Annotated in this window: 15 protein-coding genes; 4 read left to right on the top strand and 11 right to left on the bottom strand. The window is 50.6% G+C overall.

Features of this window, described 5'->3' with window-relative positions; translation table 11 throughout:
- Positions 1-443: 443 nt before the first annotated feature.
- Positions 444-1,007, top strand: coding sequence for a hypothetical protein (locus tag BMW71_RS14390; protein ID WP_092175365.1), 564 nt, complete (start codon positions 444-446; stop codon positions 1,005-1,007).
- Positions 1,008-1,171: 164 nt separating this feature from the next.
- Entirely contained in the window at positions 1,172-1,327 is a 156-nt protein-coding gene (locus tag BMW71_RS23730) for a hypothetical protein (RefSeq protein WP_177179652.1), read from the top strand.
- Here the strand turns inward: BMW71_RS23730 and BMW71_RS14385 are convergent.
- The 7 genes from BMW71_RS14385 to BMW71_RS14355 all read right to left on the bottom strand — a co-directional run bounded on the left by BMW71_RS14385 (position 1,324) and on the right by BMW71_RS14355 (position 7,651).
- Positions 1,324-1,722: a group III truncated hemoglobin gene (locus BMW71_RS14385; RefSeq protein WP_092175362.1), complete on the bottom strand. Its 399-nt coding sequence runs from the start codon at positions 1,720-1,722 to the stop codon at positions 1,324-1,326. The two genes, BMW71_RS23730 and BMW71_RS14385, sit on opposite strands and share 4 nt — an antisense overlap.
- Before the next feature lie 22 nt (positions 1,723-1,744).
- On the bottom strand, positions 1,745-2,188 hold the full coding sequence (locus tag BMW71_RS14380; protein ID WP_092175360.1) for an RrF2 family transcriptional regulator: 444 nt from the start codon (positions 2,186-2,188) through the stop codon (positions 1,745-1,747).
- 6 nt (positions 2,189-2,194) lie between these two features.
- The gene (locus BMW71_RS14375) at positions 2,195-2,683 is read right to left on the bottom strand and encodes a hemerythrin domain-containing protein (RefSeq protein ID WP_092175357.1); all 489 of its coding nucleotides are present in this window, start codon (positions 2,681-2,683) and stop codon (positions 2,195-2,197) included.
- 94 nt (positions 2,684-2,777) lie between these two features.
- A complete protein-coding gene (locus BMW71_RS14370) occupies positions 2,778-5,033 on the bottom strand; it encodes a TonB-dependent receptor domain-containing protein (protein ID WP_092175354.1) in 2,256 nt (751 codons plus the stop codon).
- Positions 5,034-5,359: 326 nt separating this feature from the next.
- The gene (locus BMW71_RS14365; RefSeq protein WP_092175352.1) at positions 5,360-5,749 is read right to left on the bottom strand and encodes a hypothetical protein; all 390 of its coding nucleotides are present in this window, start codon (positions 5,747-5,749) and stop codon (positions 5,360-5,362) included.
- A gap of 50 nt (positions 5,750-5,799) precedes the next feature.
- On the bottom strand, positions 5,800-6,906 hold the full coding sequence (locus BMW71_RS14360; RefSeq protein ID WP_092175350.1) for a hypothetical protein: 1,107 nt from the start codon (positions 6,904-6,906) through the stop codon (positions 5,800-5,802).
- Positions 6,907-6,916: 10 nt separating this feature from the next.
- Entirely contained in the window at positions 6,917-7,651 is a 735-nt protein-coding gene (locus BMW71_RS14355; RefSeq protein ID WP_092175348.1) for a DUF542 domain-containing protein, read from the bottom strand.
- A gap of 325 nt (positions 7,652-7,976) precedes the next feature.
- On the opposite strand from BMW71_RS14355, the gene BMW71_RS14350 reads away from it, so the two are divergent.
- On the top strand, positions 7,977-9,095 hold the full coding sequence (locus tag BMW71_RS14350) for an alkene reductase (RefSeq protein WP_092175345.1): 1,119 nt from the start codon (positions 7,977-7,979) through the stop codon (positions 9,093-9,095).
- A 157-nt stretch (positions 9,096-9,252) separates the two neighbouring features.
- Here the strand turns inward: BMW71_RS14350 and BMW71_RS14345 are convergent, their stop codons facing one another.
- From BMW71_RS14345 to BMW71_RS14335, 3 genes are all read right to left on the bottom strand, one after another.
- Positions 9,253-11,022: a hypothetical protein gene (locus tag BMW71_RS14345; protein WP_092175342.1), complete on the bottom strand. Its 1,770-nt coding sequence runs from the start codon at positions 11,020-11,022 to the stop codon at positions 9,253-9,255.
- Positions 11,023-11,188: 166 nt separating this feature from the next.
- A complete protein-coding gene (locus tag BMW71_RS14340; protein WP_092175340.1) occupies positions 11,189-12,556 on the bottom strand; it encodes a Gfo/Idh/MocA family protein in 1,368 nt (455 codons plus the stop codon).
- A 162-nt stretch (positions 12,557-12,718) separates the two neighbouring features.
- Positions 12,719-13,294 (bottom strand): uracil-DNA glycosylase family protein, encoded by a 576-nt coding sequence (locus tag BMW71_RS14335; RefSeq protein ID WP_092176069.1) that lies wholly within the window; start codon positions 13,292-13,294, stop codon positions 12,719-12,721.
- A 133-nt stretch (positions 13,295-13,427) separates the two neighbouring features.
- Between BMW71_RS14335 and BMW71_RS14330 the strand changes: the two genes are divergently transcribed.
- Positions 13,428-14,603, top strand: coding sequence for a hypothetical protein (locus BMW71_RS14330; protein WP_092175337.1), 1,176 nt, complete (start codon positions 13,428-13,430; stop codon positions 14,601-14,603).
- Between the two features lie 64 nt (positions 14,604-14,667).
- Here BMW71_RS14330 and BMW71_RS14325 read toward each other — a convergent pair whose 3' ends face one another.
- Entirely contained in the window at positions 14,668-17,421 is a 2,754-nt protein-coding gene (locus BMW71_RS14325; protein WP_092176067.1) for a TonB-dependent receptor, read from the bottom strand.
- Positions 17,422-17,773 lie beyond the last annotated feature (352 nt).

The raw sequence follows: 17,773 nt of genomic DNA, 5'->3' as shown, positions 1-17,773 counted from the left end.
TCGAAATATCACCAATCTTTCCGGGTAAACCAACGCATCCATTTCCTATCTACGGGCAATGGTTGTCTCTGTCGTCCTACGTAGCATTCTGAGTTGTGCGAGAAAATACGCTTTTAGGATGCAAAGGGGTTGACGCATCACCTGGTTTACCCATTCGGAGAAGGGGTTGGCTGTTACGTACGTGGTGAAGAAGCAGCTTATCGATAATCCGATAAAAAATATCTGGATATTTCAGTATATTCGAATGGTATACCGATATCCATAACGAGCACAAGGGCTGGAAATGGAATGGCTTGCATGTACTGGGACGGAATGTTCCCACCACAAGTTGCAAAAGCAGCAAACGGGCTAAGGTAACGTTTGCAGCGCCACGCAAACAAAGCAGATGTTGAGTAAACGCTACTAGATACCACGGATATCGTTGTATCCTACCGTCATAACCCATGAAAGAAGCAATTGAGAAACTTACGGAAAAAATTCCGGATATTTGGTTCGACTGGTATGCCCGATTGCTACCCGGCTGCCTTGCCATTTCCTTTTACCTGATTTCAAACGAAATACCCATGGATGCCGTTAGAGAAAACGCATGGGTGTTGCTTTTTTCGGGGTATTTGCTCGGGCACCTGATACAACCGATATCAAGCGGTTTGATTAACCTATTTTCGGACAGGATAAAAAAGAAAAAGGCAAAATTGGTTTCTAAAGCATACGCCGAATTCGTGGGATTTTTCAGTTTAGTCCTATTAACTGTACTGCTGATCGTGATGGATTACGCAAGGGCAATACAGCCGGAGTTCTTCTTGTTAGTAGCCAAAACGTATTTTCTCGTACTGATTTTAGTACTATTAATCGTCGCCACCTTGAGCAGAAGAAACGCACTTTTACGAAAAATAGCCATCCATCAACCCGAAGAAATGCCGGCTACTTCTCCAGCGGCAAAAGCCGCTGGAGAAGTAAAAGACGCTGAAACCAACGTTGAGAATAGTGATGAAATAAGCAGCTCCTGAATCGCTGAATTTGATGATGGGACCAGAAACCCAGCTGACAGGTCCAATCGTTTGCGCAGCAAAATCTACCTGAGTGGAAAGGTCATCATTGGTTTGCTAGCACTGTAGGGGCGGGATAGGTTCCTGCACTGGCGTTGGGAGGGGAATTTGCCAACGTTCTTTCCATGAAATACAAGCGAATCGACCCAATCGATTTTTCCCATTCGAACATCATCAGCGTTTTCGATACAGAGGGAGTTCTTACCTACCAGAAAGAAGGCTTGGGTCTGCAAAACGACGAAATCATCGCGCAAATTCTACAGGTATCCCAGAAAAACTAGCCAATTGGGTGGATGGAGTGATCCCGGTAATAGGCAATTTTGAGCTGAAACATTTCTGCCATTTTCGCAGCGCGCCATCGGGCCTCTTCCGCCTTTTCTCCCGTGAAATTTTCTTCCAGCGTTTCCTCAAATAACTGCAGCCAGCGACGAAAATGTGCCGCGCCGATGGGCATGCTTGCGTGCGGCGTAAACGGACTCCCCTGGTACCTGTGCTCCTGAAGCAAAACGGTTTGCCAAAACCGATACATTTTATCCAGGTGAACGTCCCAGTGATCGCCGATTCGCTTGTCGAAAACAGGACCCAACAAGTCATCGTTTCTTACCTTACCGTAAAACAAATCCACCATTTCGCGAATTCCTCCCAGGGTGCCAATTTCTCTCTTCTTCGCTTCCACTATCCAGTCGTTAATTCCTACATCAGGTAACCATAACGGTGGAGAGTGTCGCTTTTCCAGAAGACACCTCCTCCGCTAATTCCTTTAAACTTTTGTCCGCCAACAGGCGCGTGAGTCCCTCCCGTATAACCTTGTACTCACCGTGAATGGGGCAAGGATGCTGTTCCGAACAATGCTTCAAGCCCAATCCGCAGCCCCTGAACAGGGAATCACCGTCGATGGCAATTACCAGATCCAATAAACGCATTTTTTCCTGGTCCGTGTCGATATAAAATCCTCCGTTCGGACCCTTGGTCGAACTAACCAAATTTTGTTTCGCAAGAGATTGTAAAATCTTTGCCGTGAAGTATTCCGGGGCATCAATTTCTTTGCAAATATCCTTTACGCCGAGTTTGATCCCACGTTTATTCTGAGACCAAATGTAGATCACTGCTCTGATCCCGTATTCACAAGCTTTCGAAAACATGCGCTTCTAATTATCTTTTTTCCAAAATTCATCTTCCCATATTTCGTCCGCAAACCGGTGACTTGCGGCTATTTTTTTCCCCAAGCGCTCCAGCCTCTCGGGTGATAGGACTGCCTGCATGTGTTCAAATAGGGTTCGTTCTTCAAACCGAATGTGTGCTTCCAGACGCTCGGCTAATTCGTCCAATGGCTGGGACATCGCTTCCGGCGCTCCCCGCTTGATCCCGTCAAAAGTCGCTCGAATCGCTTTGTGCTGCCCCTCGGCCTGTTGCCGCAGCGAATCATTCGCCTCTAAAAAGGGAAACACCTCCGCTTCTTCCAATTGAAAGTGAGGAAGAATCCGGTGCCCAACGTAATAAATCACGTAATCGCGAATACGCGTAAGGCGTACCTCAAAGGCCAGCCCTTGCCGGATCTTCCACACCAATAGCAAGCCAAAATGGTGGTCCCTCGACAAGGGTACCAACGCTTCGTGCCTCTTTAGTGGTTTATGCATGGATCGTTTTTTAAGTCGTTTCGCTTTCTCTCAAAAGTAAACAAAAACAAAGATAATCAGATTACCGGGCAAATAAAATACTTAATTATCTTTTTTAGAAGTCTACACTAACCATCAACCTAAAATTTCGACCGGGTGCAAACAACGGCCCGGCCTGACTTCGTATGGGTCGGTTCAGGTGCTCGTAATACGTCTGATCCAGTAAATTGTGTACCGACGCCCGGAGCGTCAGGGCGGGCAGCAACCGGTACCCTCCCTCCAGGTCCACTAAATGAAACCCGGGCGTGGTGGATTCACCAAAGCGGGAAGAAACACGATGTTGCGCAGCAACAGCCCGCCATCGAAGCACCGAAGTCAGCTTTCCGTCCAGGTGCTTTCCCTGCAAGGAATAGCGTAGATCCAGGGGCGCAATTTCAGGGAGGGGTTCCTGATGCCTGAGATCCTGACCGTACGTATAGGCGGCCATAAGGGATTGCGACCAGTTGCCGCCGATCCGGTGCTCAATGGACCATTCCATCCCGGTTTTTAGTACCTCCTCCACATTGACAAACTGCCTGACTCCGGGACTTTGGGGCAGTCGGGGTGCAAGATCGGTGCGAACTCCCGTGATGTAGTCATTCAGGTAAGCCCCAAACAAGCTAACTGAGATGGAAAGGCCTTCGGTGCGGTGCTGCAGACTCAGGTCGAATTGGTTGTTGGTTTCGGGTTGCAGTTGTGGGTTCCCCAAAAGCTCGTGGGGATCCAACCCTACTGGAAAATAATGGATGTACCGCTCGGTAAGGCTGCCGCTTCTGCTGACGCGGGCAAGCCAAATACCGATTTGCCAGCGATCGCTGAGGTCATTTTGCCATCCCAGCGACAAACCCGGGTTGGCTTGAACGGTGGAAATTTCCTCAAATTGCTGGCTGAATTCAACGGTTGGGTCCAGGGCCTGAGCCCGGTTCATGTCCAGGCGGCCAGAGATGCTAAACATCCCTGCTTTCAAGGGAAGCGAATAGGCGGTAAAAACACCGAATTTCTGAATCAGCGCCTCTTGCCAGGCATTGTCCAACAGGGTTTTGCCTTCGTTCGGTCCCATCAGAAAGGTCCGTTCCCGCGTTCCTTCGGCCTTTTCGCTTCGGAAATCCAGACCGGCAAACAGTCGACCGGTACCCGGGTGCCATTCTCCTTCTACCCGTCCCCCTGCATTGGCAGTTTTTGCCGGCGTTCGGGCATCCATCATCCGGGGATTTATCTCGCGTAAGCCATTGTCCATCAAATGGTCTACTTTGCTAAGGTAGGCCGATTGGGTAATGGATTTTAGCAGCCGCCCCTCAAAGGACTTCTTAAATCTGGCATTTGCCATCCAGGTATCGTCTTTTCGTAGGTCCATTGGCAGCGTTGGGAACGCTACGTCGCGGGCAAAATTCCGGTTAAGATTCACCGACAAATTTTCTCCCGCCCCGGTGGCAAAATCCCCGTAGAACCCGACGGAGGCGCGCATAAAGGAAGCGGGTACGGTATTCCCTGCACCGTCCCGGTAATCCGAACCCCGGGACCAGGAACCGATAAGCCCCATATCCGCCTGCTGTGTTCGCCAACCCAACTTCCCTTCGTTTCGCAGCACCTGCCCGTTTTGCTCCCACATACTTGAAAACCTGCCGTAGGTAGCCGGGTTTTCGACAAATTCCGGAGCTTCGCTCACAAAGTTTAGCGTTCCACCCAGTCCAATCCCGTAGCGCAGCGCATGAGGCCCTTTGAGTAATTCCACCTTTTGCATCCGGCCCAGCGCTATCTGGGAGGTAGGTGGGTCCATCCGGTTGGGGCAGGCAGCCGTAGCCGATTGCAATCCGTCCACCACCACATTGATCTGATCGTATTTAAAGCCCCGCATCACCGGGTCAAAGCCGAAGGCACCACTCTTGCGGATAGAAGAAATCATGGGGTTTTCGTTGAGCAAAGCCCCCGCGTCGTGATGCAGCTTCTCCCGGGCAGAAAAGGCAATTTGCTGATCCTTTTCCTGAGGGATGCCAATGGAAATGACCGAAACCGGCGAAAGCTCCATCCATTCCGGCTGCCAGGTACTGCTGCCAGTTTCCCAAAGCCGGTCAAAAGCGGATTCGGTTAGTTCCCATGTACCGTACCGAAGGTGTTGCAACCGCAACCTACTGTCCGGATCCCTTCGCAAAAAGATCGTTCCGGAGGTATCGCTGCTCCCAAGCTGTGTACCATACTGGTATCTGAATCCGGAAATGGGCGCACCATCCTCCGCATCAAAAATCTGCAAAGGTTTGCCCTCTTGGGCATGAATAATCGCAAGTGGAGCCATCAAAAGCATGGCTTGTAGCAGGTATATAAAGATCGTTTTCATTGAAATCAAATTTTTTGATTTCCCGAATGGGGAAATGCGTGAAACAGGGTACCGTTGGTTAGGAACCGTGAAGGTGTTACGAAGATACTGACTGGCTTTTTTGAATTGTGTAGCATGTATCACCCTGGGCCTTCGCCTTGGGGGAAAGCCAGCAACTGACTAGCGACAGGGGGGGGTATGCGCAGCGAACCGTCTGGCCAAAAGGGGTGCTACCTATCATCGTATTTCTACGCACAGGGATACCCGATCGAGCGGTACCGGGAGGCGGTATTCCGAAGGTCTACCGTCACTACTGCCATTGCCTGGCTACACCGTAAGAAATAAAATCAGAGCCGGGGCGGGTGAAAAATACCAGCAGGAAAAACTTGACCACTACCAGACACGGTGTAAGCAGCCGGGCGTTGATCGGGCATTTTGAAACCGAAACGTGCCGGGAAAACATAGGCGGTAGCAAGCACAAAAACCGAGGAGATTGACTCCACCAGGCGAAGATCGTGTGGCTGTTCCGTATCGGCCGCCTTTTCCAATCGCCGCCCCAATTCACAGGATCCCGCGCAATTCATCTCCGGCTTGTCCAGATTGATACAAAACAAGGCAGCAATCGTCTCTCTGTTCCACATAAAGTCCAACTGAATCAGGGACAGCGAGACACTCTGCACGAGCACCAAGCCTGCCAGTAAAAAGGGAACGCCGTAGGATACGATTCGTTTAGCCATGGTTTCCACGAATAAAGATACATAAGGAACCACTCATTGCCTATCCTTTTTTATTCCAATCCAGATCGTTGACTCCCGGTTTGCATACCCGAAGATTTGAGGTGGATAACTCGCCATCGAAAACCCACGACCAGGGCCATGGACAGAAAAACAGCAATGATGGAAAACCCGTTAAGCGCACCAAAGAAAAAGCGCCAGGAAGGCCAGCCAGCCCAGGAGGAGGCGATACGTGCTACCAAACTAAGCTGAAAAACTCCCCATACCCACCACAGCAGCGGGTGGAATACGTCAACTTTAATCCCAAAGACTGCTGGAAAGATAATCGGCGCATGTGACCAGATCATCGAAAAGACAAATCCCAGGAAAAAGGTATGCAAATACAGGTCGTAATGAAAGGGGTGGTTGTCCAGGAAAAGCAGTACCAGGCCATGCAGTACCAGCCAGGCATAGCCCACTAATAACCCAAAACCGATGTACCGAAACTGACCGGGCTTTTTGACCCCATGGCGCGCCATGTCGTAGCGCAGCAGCCAAATCCCCACACCCAGCGCCGAAGCACCCAAAACTACTCTCCCCCACAGGTGAAAGGGCAGCAATAAACCGATACAGTGGGCAGCTAGCAGCAGGTACAGCAGGCGGTACATGCGTATCGGAACGGACAGGTAGCGGCTTAACTCCAATCGTTCGCCCAGGATAGTAAAAAACAAAAATGCCATCCACCAGCCGGTAGAAAGGACCACAAAATCGGTGTAGAGATACGTGAAATTTCCCAACATCCAACAGGCGCCCCCAAAAGCAATGAGGTAGGTAGGCACATCCGACGTCCGTAGCGATTGCTTGTACAGAAGCACCAGCAAACCCAGGCTGGCAATCAACAAAAAAATGGCTCCCATTTTTTGCCAACCGCCGAGAAATAAAGGGATGGATAGTCCACTCAGTAAGGGAAGCAGTAGCCAGGCGGGGTTTTTCATGACTACACTCCGCTCCAGAGAAATGAGGGTACCCAGAAACCCACCGACCATCAGGACTCCGTGATGAGCCGCTGGCAGGGGAGCCGAAAAACCACCGTATCCCAGCCTCAACCAGCCTCCCAAGAGTCCGGCAAGTAGGCCACCAACCACAAGCGGTAAGAGGTATGCAGGGGGTATCTTTTTCATGTAAACTGAGTTAAGCCCCGGCACCAACTTTCTCGGCCACAGCTAGCGCCTTTGGAAAAAGAATGTTGTTTTCCAAATGGAGGTGTGTCTTCATATCCTGTTCAAAGGCGGCCAATTGTGGAAACAGTAGTCGCTCCCAATAACCTGCTTGTGCAGGCAGTGAAAAATTATTCGTAATGTCTCGGATCTGCTGCAGCCATATCCCCTCTTTTTCATGCTCCCGAAACAAGTTAATGATGGAGTGCCGAACCGTACCGAAATGCGGCGCAGCAAAGGGAATATCGCCCTCTTCATTGGCCTCCATTTTTCGTAGATAGGGAAAAAGAATTCGTTCTTCACGTTGGATATGGTCTAACAGGTCTTCCGCCGCCTTCCAAAAAACTCGCTTCACCTCGAATAGGATGTCCATTTGTTCGGACGGTTCATGCAATGCTTCCTTGAACAAATTCACCAGTAAGGGAATTTGTGTCTTTACGTACCGATGATGCTTCCGCTCAATATAACTGGCCAAAAGCCCTATCGGCCAGAAATCAAAGGAAAACCGCGGCGAAGCGTGATGATCAACATAGGATTGCAGTTGGTCTGCGATCAGGTCCAAGGGGATCGATAGGCGCTCACAGGTATCCGATAGGCGCTCCGATCCACGGCAACAATAATCAATTCCGTACGCGTCAAAAACGTCGGTTGTCCAGGAGTTTGCCGTGACAATGGCTCCCAAACTGGCTGTTCGCATGTCCAAATCCATCCTATACCGTAATTGTTTGTAACCAATATGTTTTTGAAGAAATCAGGGATCCTGAAGCGCGCCCGGACCCTATCCCTCCCATCGTTTTCCAAAGATACTACATATCTGACAAAAAAGGATATTTTTATCTTTTTTTGTCGGCCAAAAAATAAACCGACTGGTAGTCATGGAAAAATCCGTATTTCGAAGAACTCGTTACCGATCAAGAGAACTTTTCATGTAACTACATATGTTGTCTACACATCCTATCGATTCCGCCTGCCTGGCAGCTGCGTGATCGGCAGGATTGAAAAAGAAACCGAAGTAGCTAAACCAACTAGAAATTATGAAAACCAATGCGTTACTGACCGCCTGGAACATGGCGGACCTGAATCTAAAAAACCGCATCCTGATGGCGCCCATGACCCGTAGCCGGGCGGATAACCCGGAAAAGGCCCCTACGGAGCTGCATGCAACCTATTACCGGCAACGGGCGACGGCCGGACTTATCATTACCGAAGGCTCCCAAATTTCACCACGAGCGGTAGGGTATGTCAACACCCCCGGAATCCATACCCCCGCTCAGGTGGAAGGATGGAAAAAGGTTACCGAGGCGGTTCACGAGGAAGGCGGACGTATCTTCATTCAGCTTTGGCACGTAGGGAGAATTTCCCACCCGGATTTTCACGGGGGTGATCTGCCCCTGGCTCCGTCTGCGATCAATCCGGAAGCCAAATCCTTTACACCGGAGGGATTCAAAGAGACCGTCACTCCCAAAGAGATGAGTCTGGAGGAGATTCAACAAACCATTCTGGATTTCCGCAACAGCGCCAAAAATGCTCTTGAGGCCGGCTTTGACGGGGTAGAAATCCACGCATCAAACGGCTATTTGCTGCACCAGTTCTTTAGTCGCACCTCCAATGTTCGCAGCGATGCCTACGGGGGAAGCATCCCGAACCGGGCCAGGATTCTCTTTGAGATCATCGATGCGATAAAGGAAGTTCTTCCCGAAAACCGCGTGGGTGTTCGCCTAAACCCCTCCCTTCACGGTTTGTTTGGAATGACCCTGGACGAAGAAACGATCCCTACCTTTGACTATATCGTCGAAAAACTAAACGACTACGACCTGGCCTACCTGCACCTGTCCGAACCCTTTACGGATGTGTCCAAATTGCCACACGCAGAAACGCAAATCGCCAAAAGGTACCGACCAAAATACCGCGGAAATCTGATCATCAATGGCGGTTTTGACCGGGACAAGGGCAATCTATTTCTGGAGAAAGGCCTGGCTGATGCCGTTGCTTTTGGCAAACCTTTTGTTTCCAATCCCGATTTGGTCAGCCGCATCGCAAAGAATCTGCCCCTTACCGAATGGGACCAGGACACCTTTTACACACCAGGGGCTAAAGGATACACGGACTACCCCACAGCGCATGAAGTAAAAAAAGAGCAGGCTGCCGACTGATTGGAAGCGACGCACTAAAAAAGGCAAGCCCGATCCAAAATGGGGTCGGGCTTGCCTTTTTTGTTAAGCACGCGTCTTCATTTCAGGAAAAACATCATCGGTGGCGCCCGGGAAATCCTATTCGCTAACCTCTGTCCGACTCTGTATGAGAACCCTATTAGACCTGTTCCAGTTCCCAGGTCAATCCCAGGACCTGCTCTTTTAATTTCGCCAGCAGCACTTCGTTCTCTGCTGTCCATAGAGAGGTTAACTCCTGGTAATAGCCAATTCCGTCTGCCAGGTTCTTTCGGAATTTCTCCACATAACTTTCGAACTTCCGTGCATTTACGGGTACTGCCGTCTCGATTTCACTTTTCAGGTGTTGCACATACAGCTGCAATTCTTTCAGGAATACGTGCGGCCGCTCAGCATCCAGCGTCAGCTGTATCTTGCCGTAAATATGGTCCACCATTTCCTTTAAGCTAAATGTCCCTTTGAAATAGGCCAGGTTGGGTCCGGGACAAATGGTCACTGCTTTCAGATTTCTCCGGGGTGTTTCCCCTCTGGCAAGTATGGCAGGCGCCGATAAGCCCTCGCACAGACAATCCTTATCCAGGATTTCTTCCAGGGCTGCCGCGGAAATTTCTCCGGCCTGTTGCTGCTTGATTTTTAAGAGTTGGTATTGCCTGGAAGCGGTACAAATGGGCTTATCCGTAAATTCCGTATTGGTGGACAAAAACTTCTTGTAACAGGGGCTTCCCGGCCGCTCCCGGTCGATACGTGCCTTTCGCTGTTCCTCTCCACTGCTGTTTCGAAGATTGTTGAAAGGAATACCCAAGGGAGAGGCCCGACTCAGGTAAAAGTCCGACTTTTTGGCCGCCAGCAACCGATCCAGGGTATCTGAATCCACACTCGTCGCTTCGGGCACCAGTAAAAAGGGGCTCCCCCAACCCGTTCCATCCAATTCGTAGGTGTTGAGTAGCATTTCGTTTTCCTCGGCGGTCCCGATACCGCCCTGGTAGGTGATTTTCGGGCGCACATTCTCCGGCAAGGAGGGCAGGTTTTTTTCCTGTAGGGCCTGCTGACAAAGGCCTAGCAACTCCTGGCGAAGGGTTTCCTTGTTTTCCTTAAAAGATTCCAAAATCGGTCCCGCCAAAAACCCGTCCGTAGCAAAGGCATGCCCTCCGCAATTCAACCCGGACTCAATGCGAAATTCCGACACCCAAAGTCCTTTTTTTGCCAAAAATTTCCCCTGAATCAAGGCCGACCGGTAATCGGAAACTTTCAAAATTATCGGCTTTTTCAGCTTCCCCTCCCGATCCGGAAAGAAATCCGGAAAATCGCCCAGGTAGCTGTACAAAGCAGGGTTCATACCCGCAGAAAACACCACCCCGCCGCTTACCTCACTCTGAGCGAATCCGCGCAACGCAGCCAGGGCATCGGAGAATTCGCGCGGTAAGGCCTGCCCGTCCTTATCGTAATTGAGTTTATCGACCTTGGTCATGATGTTCACATCAATGCTCCCCGGTACGATTTCCCTTCTTAATTCCTCCTGCAAAGCCAGCTGTTCGGGACCACTTGCCTGCTGCATGCGGCTGTATAGCCGGTGAAGGGGATGGGCTTCGGGCAATAAGCTGAAATACGTATCTATCTCGCTGTTTTTGCCAAAAGCCTGGTTTTTTAGTTCCTCAACCTGCCTGGTCACGGCAGTCTGTAGAAAATCCAGGTACTCCCGGACCCTACGTGCCCGTACATCTGCTGTTTTTTCTTCGATGGGTACGTAGGGAATTCCCAACTTTTTGGAATAAAGTCGCCGCATTTCTTCCAGCAATTGATCGTCCATAATGGAAACAACGGAGGCGATTCCAAAGCGGGCAACTTTCAGCGGGCTATCGACCGTGAATCCCAGCCCCATAACCGGGATGTGAAAACTATGAATTTTTGACATAAAGGGTAATTTGATACGGTAACACGTCCTCTTATTGACGATTCAAAAAGAGTGGAAATACAAAGCTACTCCCTGCACCTACCAAAAAACCTAAAAACCCTCAGCCACCGAACTGACTTTCGTCAGGAAAAATGGACTTTCGGGCAACGTACTCCCCTGAGCACTGCTAAACCTGTAAGCTTCGGTAGAGCGAAGCCCAAGGCTCCCGCATTTTTCTAGCGAGCAACTGATTCGCGGCAAAATTCCCAATAAACTGTTCCTTCACGGGATCCCAGTCCAGGTCCTGTCCCAACATCATGGCGATGTTCCCCAGGTGAGCCAGGGTGATGGACCGATGCCCCACCTCTGCGGGTGCTACCGTTTCTTCACCCGAAAGGATGCAGTCAATGAAGTTTTCGTAATGGTTGTCGCTTTGGTAGAGCGTCGTCTCGTTTGGCCCGATGACGGTATTGATCAATGTTTCCGGTGTGGTTTTGTGATCGCCCCGGGTAGCCCAGGCCGAACCTTCCGATCCATGAAAGGTCACGCCAAAATCCTTATCGCTTTGAATGATTAGTTTGACACCGTTTTCATAGATACATTCGAAATAAAACCGAGTTGCGGTATTCCATACCGGGTGATCGGACCAAACGGCCTGGGCATTCTGGATCTTTACCGGTCCGGTATGATCCGTACCCATCCCCCACTGGGCGATATCCGGGTGATGCCCACCCCAATCGGTGACATTCCCTCCGGAATAATCCATGATCCAACGGTAATTGACATGGGTGCGGCAGGGACTGTAGGGGGCTTCCGGTGCGGGACCCAACCACATATCGTAGTCAAAATCCGAAGGCACGGGAACCGTTTCCGTCAGGTGACCGGTTTTCCCAAAGTCCGGTGTTCCACCCGGAAGGCCACAGGTAACGGTGTGGAGCTCTCCCAACCTACCATTTCTGGCTAGTTCGCAAACTCGCCGGAAATGATGGCTTGAACGCTGCTGACTACCCGTCTGAAACGTGACGCCATACTTTTTAACGGCATCGCTCATGGCCCGGCCTTCCTCCACGGTCAGGGAAAGTGGTTTCTGGCAATAGATGTGTTTGCCAGCCGCTGCCGCCATCATCACCGGAATGGCGTGCCAATGATCGGGAGTGACTACCTCCACGGCATCGATGGAGTCGTTTTGCAGCACTTCCCGGAAATCGGTATAGCCCACCGCGGAACGGTACGATTTTCCTTGCTTTTCGGAATAGTAGTCGTCTACGACTTGCTGAATGTACTCCCTACCAGCCACCTTTCCGTTCCAGTACCCGGGACTTTTTTTATTCACGTCGCAAATGGCAGTAACCTGTACCCGCTTGTCCGGCAGGAAGCCCCGCACGTCATTCCCGGCCTGATTCCCAGCGCCGATAAACGCCAGGTTGATGCGGTCCGAAGGAGGTACAAACCCATCCCTTCCCAAGGCAGCTGCCGGAATGTACTGGGGAATACCAAAAACGGTCCCGGTGGCAAGGGCCGCTTTTTTTATAAATGAGCGTCTTGAATTTTTCATGTCGGAAAATACGGGGATTTGGCCATGGAAACAAAAAAAATCCGGTAAAAACCGGGCCTGGCAGCCTTATATAGGGGATAGTCAGGCTATCCGACCAACAAGCTGCCGATTGCAGCCCATCTAACCAAATAATTCGGGACCTCCTATTAGTGCAACACCTTGCTAGGCGCCCAAAATTCCCTGAATGTAGGACCGAAGGACCGGAATCACTTCTTCCTCAAACCAGGGATTCCGTTTTTGCCACCGTTTGTTTCGGGGAGAAGGATGCACCAGCGGAAAAAATTCCGGCAGGTAATCGGCATAATGCCGGACCGTTTCCGTTAGGTTCTTCTTGCGGCGTTTCCCCAGGTAATACTGCTGCGCATACTGTCCGATAAGTAAGTTGACCTGGATATCCGGCATCCTCGCCAACAGGTCCCTGTGCCACAACGGAGCACATTCTGGGCGAGGCGGCAAATCGCCCCCCTTTCCTTTACCCGGATAGCAAAAACCCATGGGCACGATTCCAAAAACGCTCGAATCGTAAAACACGTCCGGAGGTACTCCTAGCCAGCGCCTCAGCTCTTTACCGCTGGCGTCGTTCCAGGGAATGCCGGTGGCATGCACTTTGGTACCCGGAGCCTGGCCAATGACCAGTATCTTACTGCGTTCGCTGGCAGCAAGCACCGGATTGGGCCCCAAAGGAAGATGGGCCGTGCAGTGGGTACAGCCCTTAATGCGCTCCAAAAGGTCTTTCATCGCCCCAAAGGTACGAATCTCTTTGCAAACAAGTACCGAGCCCCGGCTGGCTCCAACGGACTGCACGTCACAATTAATCAGCTCATTGCTTGCATTGTATCTTTTTGCTTATTATTTTAGTTAAAAACATTCCATGACACGAACACAATCGCTAGCCCTATTCTTTGGCCTCCTGTTGGCAGTGGCCTGTGAGCCGCAGGAGAAGGAAGCCAGCAGCTCCTTTGCGCTGGAAATTACCGATAGCATTCGGGTGGACTACCCTGGGCTACTGGACCTAATGGACGTAGATCCCGCCCAGAAACGGATACTGCTTCACGACCGTCAGCGCGGAACCATTCTGCTCACCGATTTTGAGGGAAACCAGGTACTGACGCTAAACAAGCAGGGGGATGACAAAGGGAGTTACGGGCAGTATTTGTGGAGCCCGGCCCGGATAGAAACCGACGGGAGTATTTTCCTGATCTCCCACAAGGGTTTTTTTACCTTCGATTCGGCCGGTAACCTGGCCGAATACAGGCCTTTTGAAGAAGCCGTTCCATTCTTCGGTGGACGGGCCGCGGCTGACTCCGAATTGCTGGAGCACGAAGGCATTTTTTACCAGAAAGGCCTGGTCGCCCGGGGAGAGTACAACAAAACGAATGACGAATACTACGAGCAGTTCCAATTACTGGTCAAATTTGACCCGGAAAAAGGTTCTGCCGAACGGATCATCCACCTGGAAGAAGAAAGCTCCTTTCGTAGCAGCGGAAAGGCCTTTGAGGTTCCGGAAATGAACCCAAGTTTTACCATCCTGGAGGACAAACTCCTGGTCGTCGCCGGCACGGATCCCTACCTCAATGCCTACGCAATCCAGCCACCGCATCGGCTGCTGTTTCGGAAATCCATTGCCTATCCCGAATACAGCGCTGGTCAGGGAGTCGAGCGGGCCAAAGCCGACCCCAGATCCATTGCCTCCGATGAAACGGCCGGGCGGACGTACACGCTTACAGTTTATAAGGACTACCTGATCAGCTCCTTCAATCCCGGATACGATTTTGCCGATCGGGAACGGTACTTGACCATCGACAATCCGGATGATTACCGTACCTTCAGGGAAAGCATCGGGGATAAATACCCTGCGGCCCTGTTCCTTATGGACCATCAGGGCCAGGGGATTCAAAAACTTGACCTACCCGAATCCCTGGACCACCGCCAATTTCTGGTGCGAGGCGGAGAACTCTGGTGGCTGTCCCGATTCAATTCGGAAGTGGAGGAGGATTTTGTCACGGTGTACAAGGTGGAAATCGCTGAAAAGGACCGGGCAAATTGATCCCGACTTCCCTGTTTGCCAGCGCAAGAAAAACAGCCACGGTTCGGCAATTGTTGACTACGTTCTAAAGGGCCATGTCGTAGCCTCCAAAGCGGCGCAGGTTGTAGGTCACCGTCAACATAAAAAACTGACGCAGGACCTGTGTACGGACGTCCTCGACAAACACATCGGTCACGTTTCGGTCAATGCTGACATTTTGATTCATCAGGTCAAAAACCGTCAGCTTGATTTCGGTCTTATTGCTGGGGGGGATGCGGTAGCCCAGGTCCAGGTTGACCAGAAAAATGCTTCGGTCAAAGCCTTCACCCAATCCCGTATACACCTGGTGATTGACGCTGCTGCCCACAAAGATTCCGCCCACGAAATTCCAAAACAGGTCTGCCCGTGTCCGGTGGGTATAAAAATTATTGTCCAAATCCTCCTGCAGGCTGCTTCGGACGGTATTGAAGCTCCCTCGGGAAGAGATATTGAAATCAATCCGATCGTTGATATTGCTACTCAGGTTGATTCCCTGGCTGAATGTGGTGTTGGTATTGAAATTTTCCTGGCCATTGATGATCCCTGGCCGGTTGCGTACCGTGAAGGAAGAATTGATATTCAGGTTACTTTTTATGAATTTTAGCGGAAATCCATAGCTTCCGTACAAGCGCGCCACGTAGTAATTGTTCAAGTTTACGGGCCGCGTGTATTGTCCACCCTGATTCAGCAATACCTCGTTCTGGATCAGTGTATCTTTTGGTGCGATAAAGGTCTCGTTTCCGATATAGTTTTGCCGGATATTTCCGTAGAGGAAAAACATTAACGAACGATTGGTCTCCGGGTTGATCTTACGAAGCCGCGTAAAGAGGCGATGGCTGTACTCCTGCACCAAATCCGGGTTCCCGTTGGAGATCTGCATGGGATTGGAATTGCTGATAACATCCTGCAACTGCCGGATGGAAGGGGCGTCGGTATCGGTATTATAGTCCACCCGCAAACTGCTGAATTCTCCCATCTGGTAATTGACCACCAGTCTTGGCAGCACGTTTGAAAAGGTACGCTGGGTATTTTCGAAGCCCGGGAATAGCCGGTCGCTATCAATGGATGCCGATTCGTAGCTGACCGTACTGTACAGGGACACCTTCTCGGATTTATAACTGTATCCGATACGGCCCCGCTGGGTCATGTATTGGTTTTCAAAACGGTTGGTCAGCGCAGTGTCCAACCGGATAATGTCTGTTTCTGGTTCCTGAACCTCTACCGTTTGATCCGTATCGGAGGCATTGTTGGAAAGCCGGTACTCTATTCGCAAGCGTGAACGCTCTCCCAGGGGTTCAAAATAGCTGACACCGGTACTGTAATACAGGCTGGAATACAGGCTGTTCCGGAATTGAATCAGGGAATCGACGTTGGCCGTCTGGAAATTCCGGTTAGCGGCGACCAGGTCCGATTGGCTGTCGCTGTCGTAGGTGCTGGTATATATGTATGTAGACAAGGTTCTTCCTTCCTTTGCAAAATTGTATCGGTAAATCAGAGAGTTCCTGAAATTCATGGATTGTCTTTCCGAAACGGTGGTATTTTGATTCTGGCTGATCGGAGTGGCTGCATCAAACAAATTGTATGCATCCCGAATGGTTGTGGACTTACGGTAATCCAGTCCGATTCGTGGTCGTAGGATAAGGGCCTGCCGTTCGTCGATTTCGTAATCGATGCGTGCGCTCATCCGGTGGCTTTGGGTCCGGGTCTGGTTGTTGCGGTCTTCGTTGTACAGCTGCAAGCTATCGTTGGGCAAAATGTATTCCCGGGAAGAACTACGGGTGAGGACATTGTCGCGGTCGTTGAACAAGTAATTTCCTGTCACTTTCAATTTCTCATCCAGGTATTCGTCGGAAAAGTTGACCCCCACCGCATTGGTGGTGGTGATGCCAGGCAGCTCTCCTACTGCCAGTTCGTTGCCTCCCCGACGGCTATCGTCACTATTGAGGTTACCCAGGTCGTCTTCGCCAAAATTCTGTTGGTTGATATTGTTGGTCAATCCCAGGATGGAAAGCCGACGGGCGCCATTAAAAAAGTTCATATTGCCACCACCGATGTAGTTATTGTCCGTGCCGTAGCCTCCGTAAAATTTCCCAAACCTGCCGGCACGCATGCCCGGCTTGGTGATGATGTTGATGGTTTTGGTGGTTTCTCCGTCGTCAAAGCCAGTCAGGCGGGCTTCGTCGCTCTGCTGGTCCAGAAACTCAATTTTCAATACCACTTGCGCGGGTAAGTTTTTGAGTGCAGCTGCCGGATTGTCCCCGAAAAACGGTCGCCCATCGACCAGCACTTCCTTTACTTCTTCTCCCTGAACTTCGATCACCCCATTTTGAATGACCACACCGGGCATTTTCCGGACCAATTCGTCGGCGTCGGCCTGGGGGCGGGTTTTGAAAGCATTGGCGTTGAAGGCCACCGTATCTCCCCGAACTTCCCCGGTCAGTGCATCGGCAGAAAGCTCAAAGGCTTCCATCTCCTGTCCATCACTCTGCAGTTCAAAGGTTCCCAGGTCGTTTCCTGAAGGTGCGTTGACGTTTTTTTGCAGGGTTTGGTAGCCAATAAAGGACACTTCCACCAAAAAACTGTTTTTCCCGGGCTTGTTGATCTGAAATACCCCATCAAAATCGGTGTAGGACGAACTAAGGGTTTCGCCTTCACTGTCTTTTAGAAAAACGTAGGCCCCGAAAAGCGGCTCTTTGGTATCGCTGTCTACGATGGTGCCGGTGTATTTTTGCTGACCAAAAAGCGAAAAAGACGTAAAAACAAAGGCAAGCAGCAGGAAAAACGGTAAACGGAAAGGCATGGGACGGTTAATTTTCAAAGAAGATGGTATTGCATCGAAATATTGAACGGAAAATTGGCCACAATACAGGAGCTAGCCAAATTCTATTATGCCAAGGCAGGCAGGGCTAATGTATAAGGTAAATTATCGATTTAATTGCAAGCGGGAAACGAAAGGAAGGCAAGGAGGCATAAGAGGTGTATTTTGGGCGGGACTGTGCGCCGCTGCAGGGGCAGGTGGAAGGCTATGGAATCTTTCTTTCTGAGCACAAGTGGATTAATGGGAAAAATAAAAAATTCCTAAGAGCGGGATTTGCATTAAAAAGAAAGTTCGGCTACATTTGTGACACTTAAAAAAGAGCGCGTAAGGCGCT

The sequence above is a fragment of the Cyclobacterium xiamenense genome, assembly GCF_900109255.1.
Taxonomy (GTDB): domain Bacteria; phylum Bacteroidota; class Bacteroidia; order Cytophagales; family Cyclobacteriaceae; genus Cyclobacterium; species Cyclobacterium xiamenense.
Note: the sequence above shows the minus strand (reverse complement) of the source record. Positions and strands in the feature narration are given on the sequence as shown.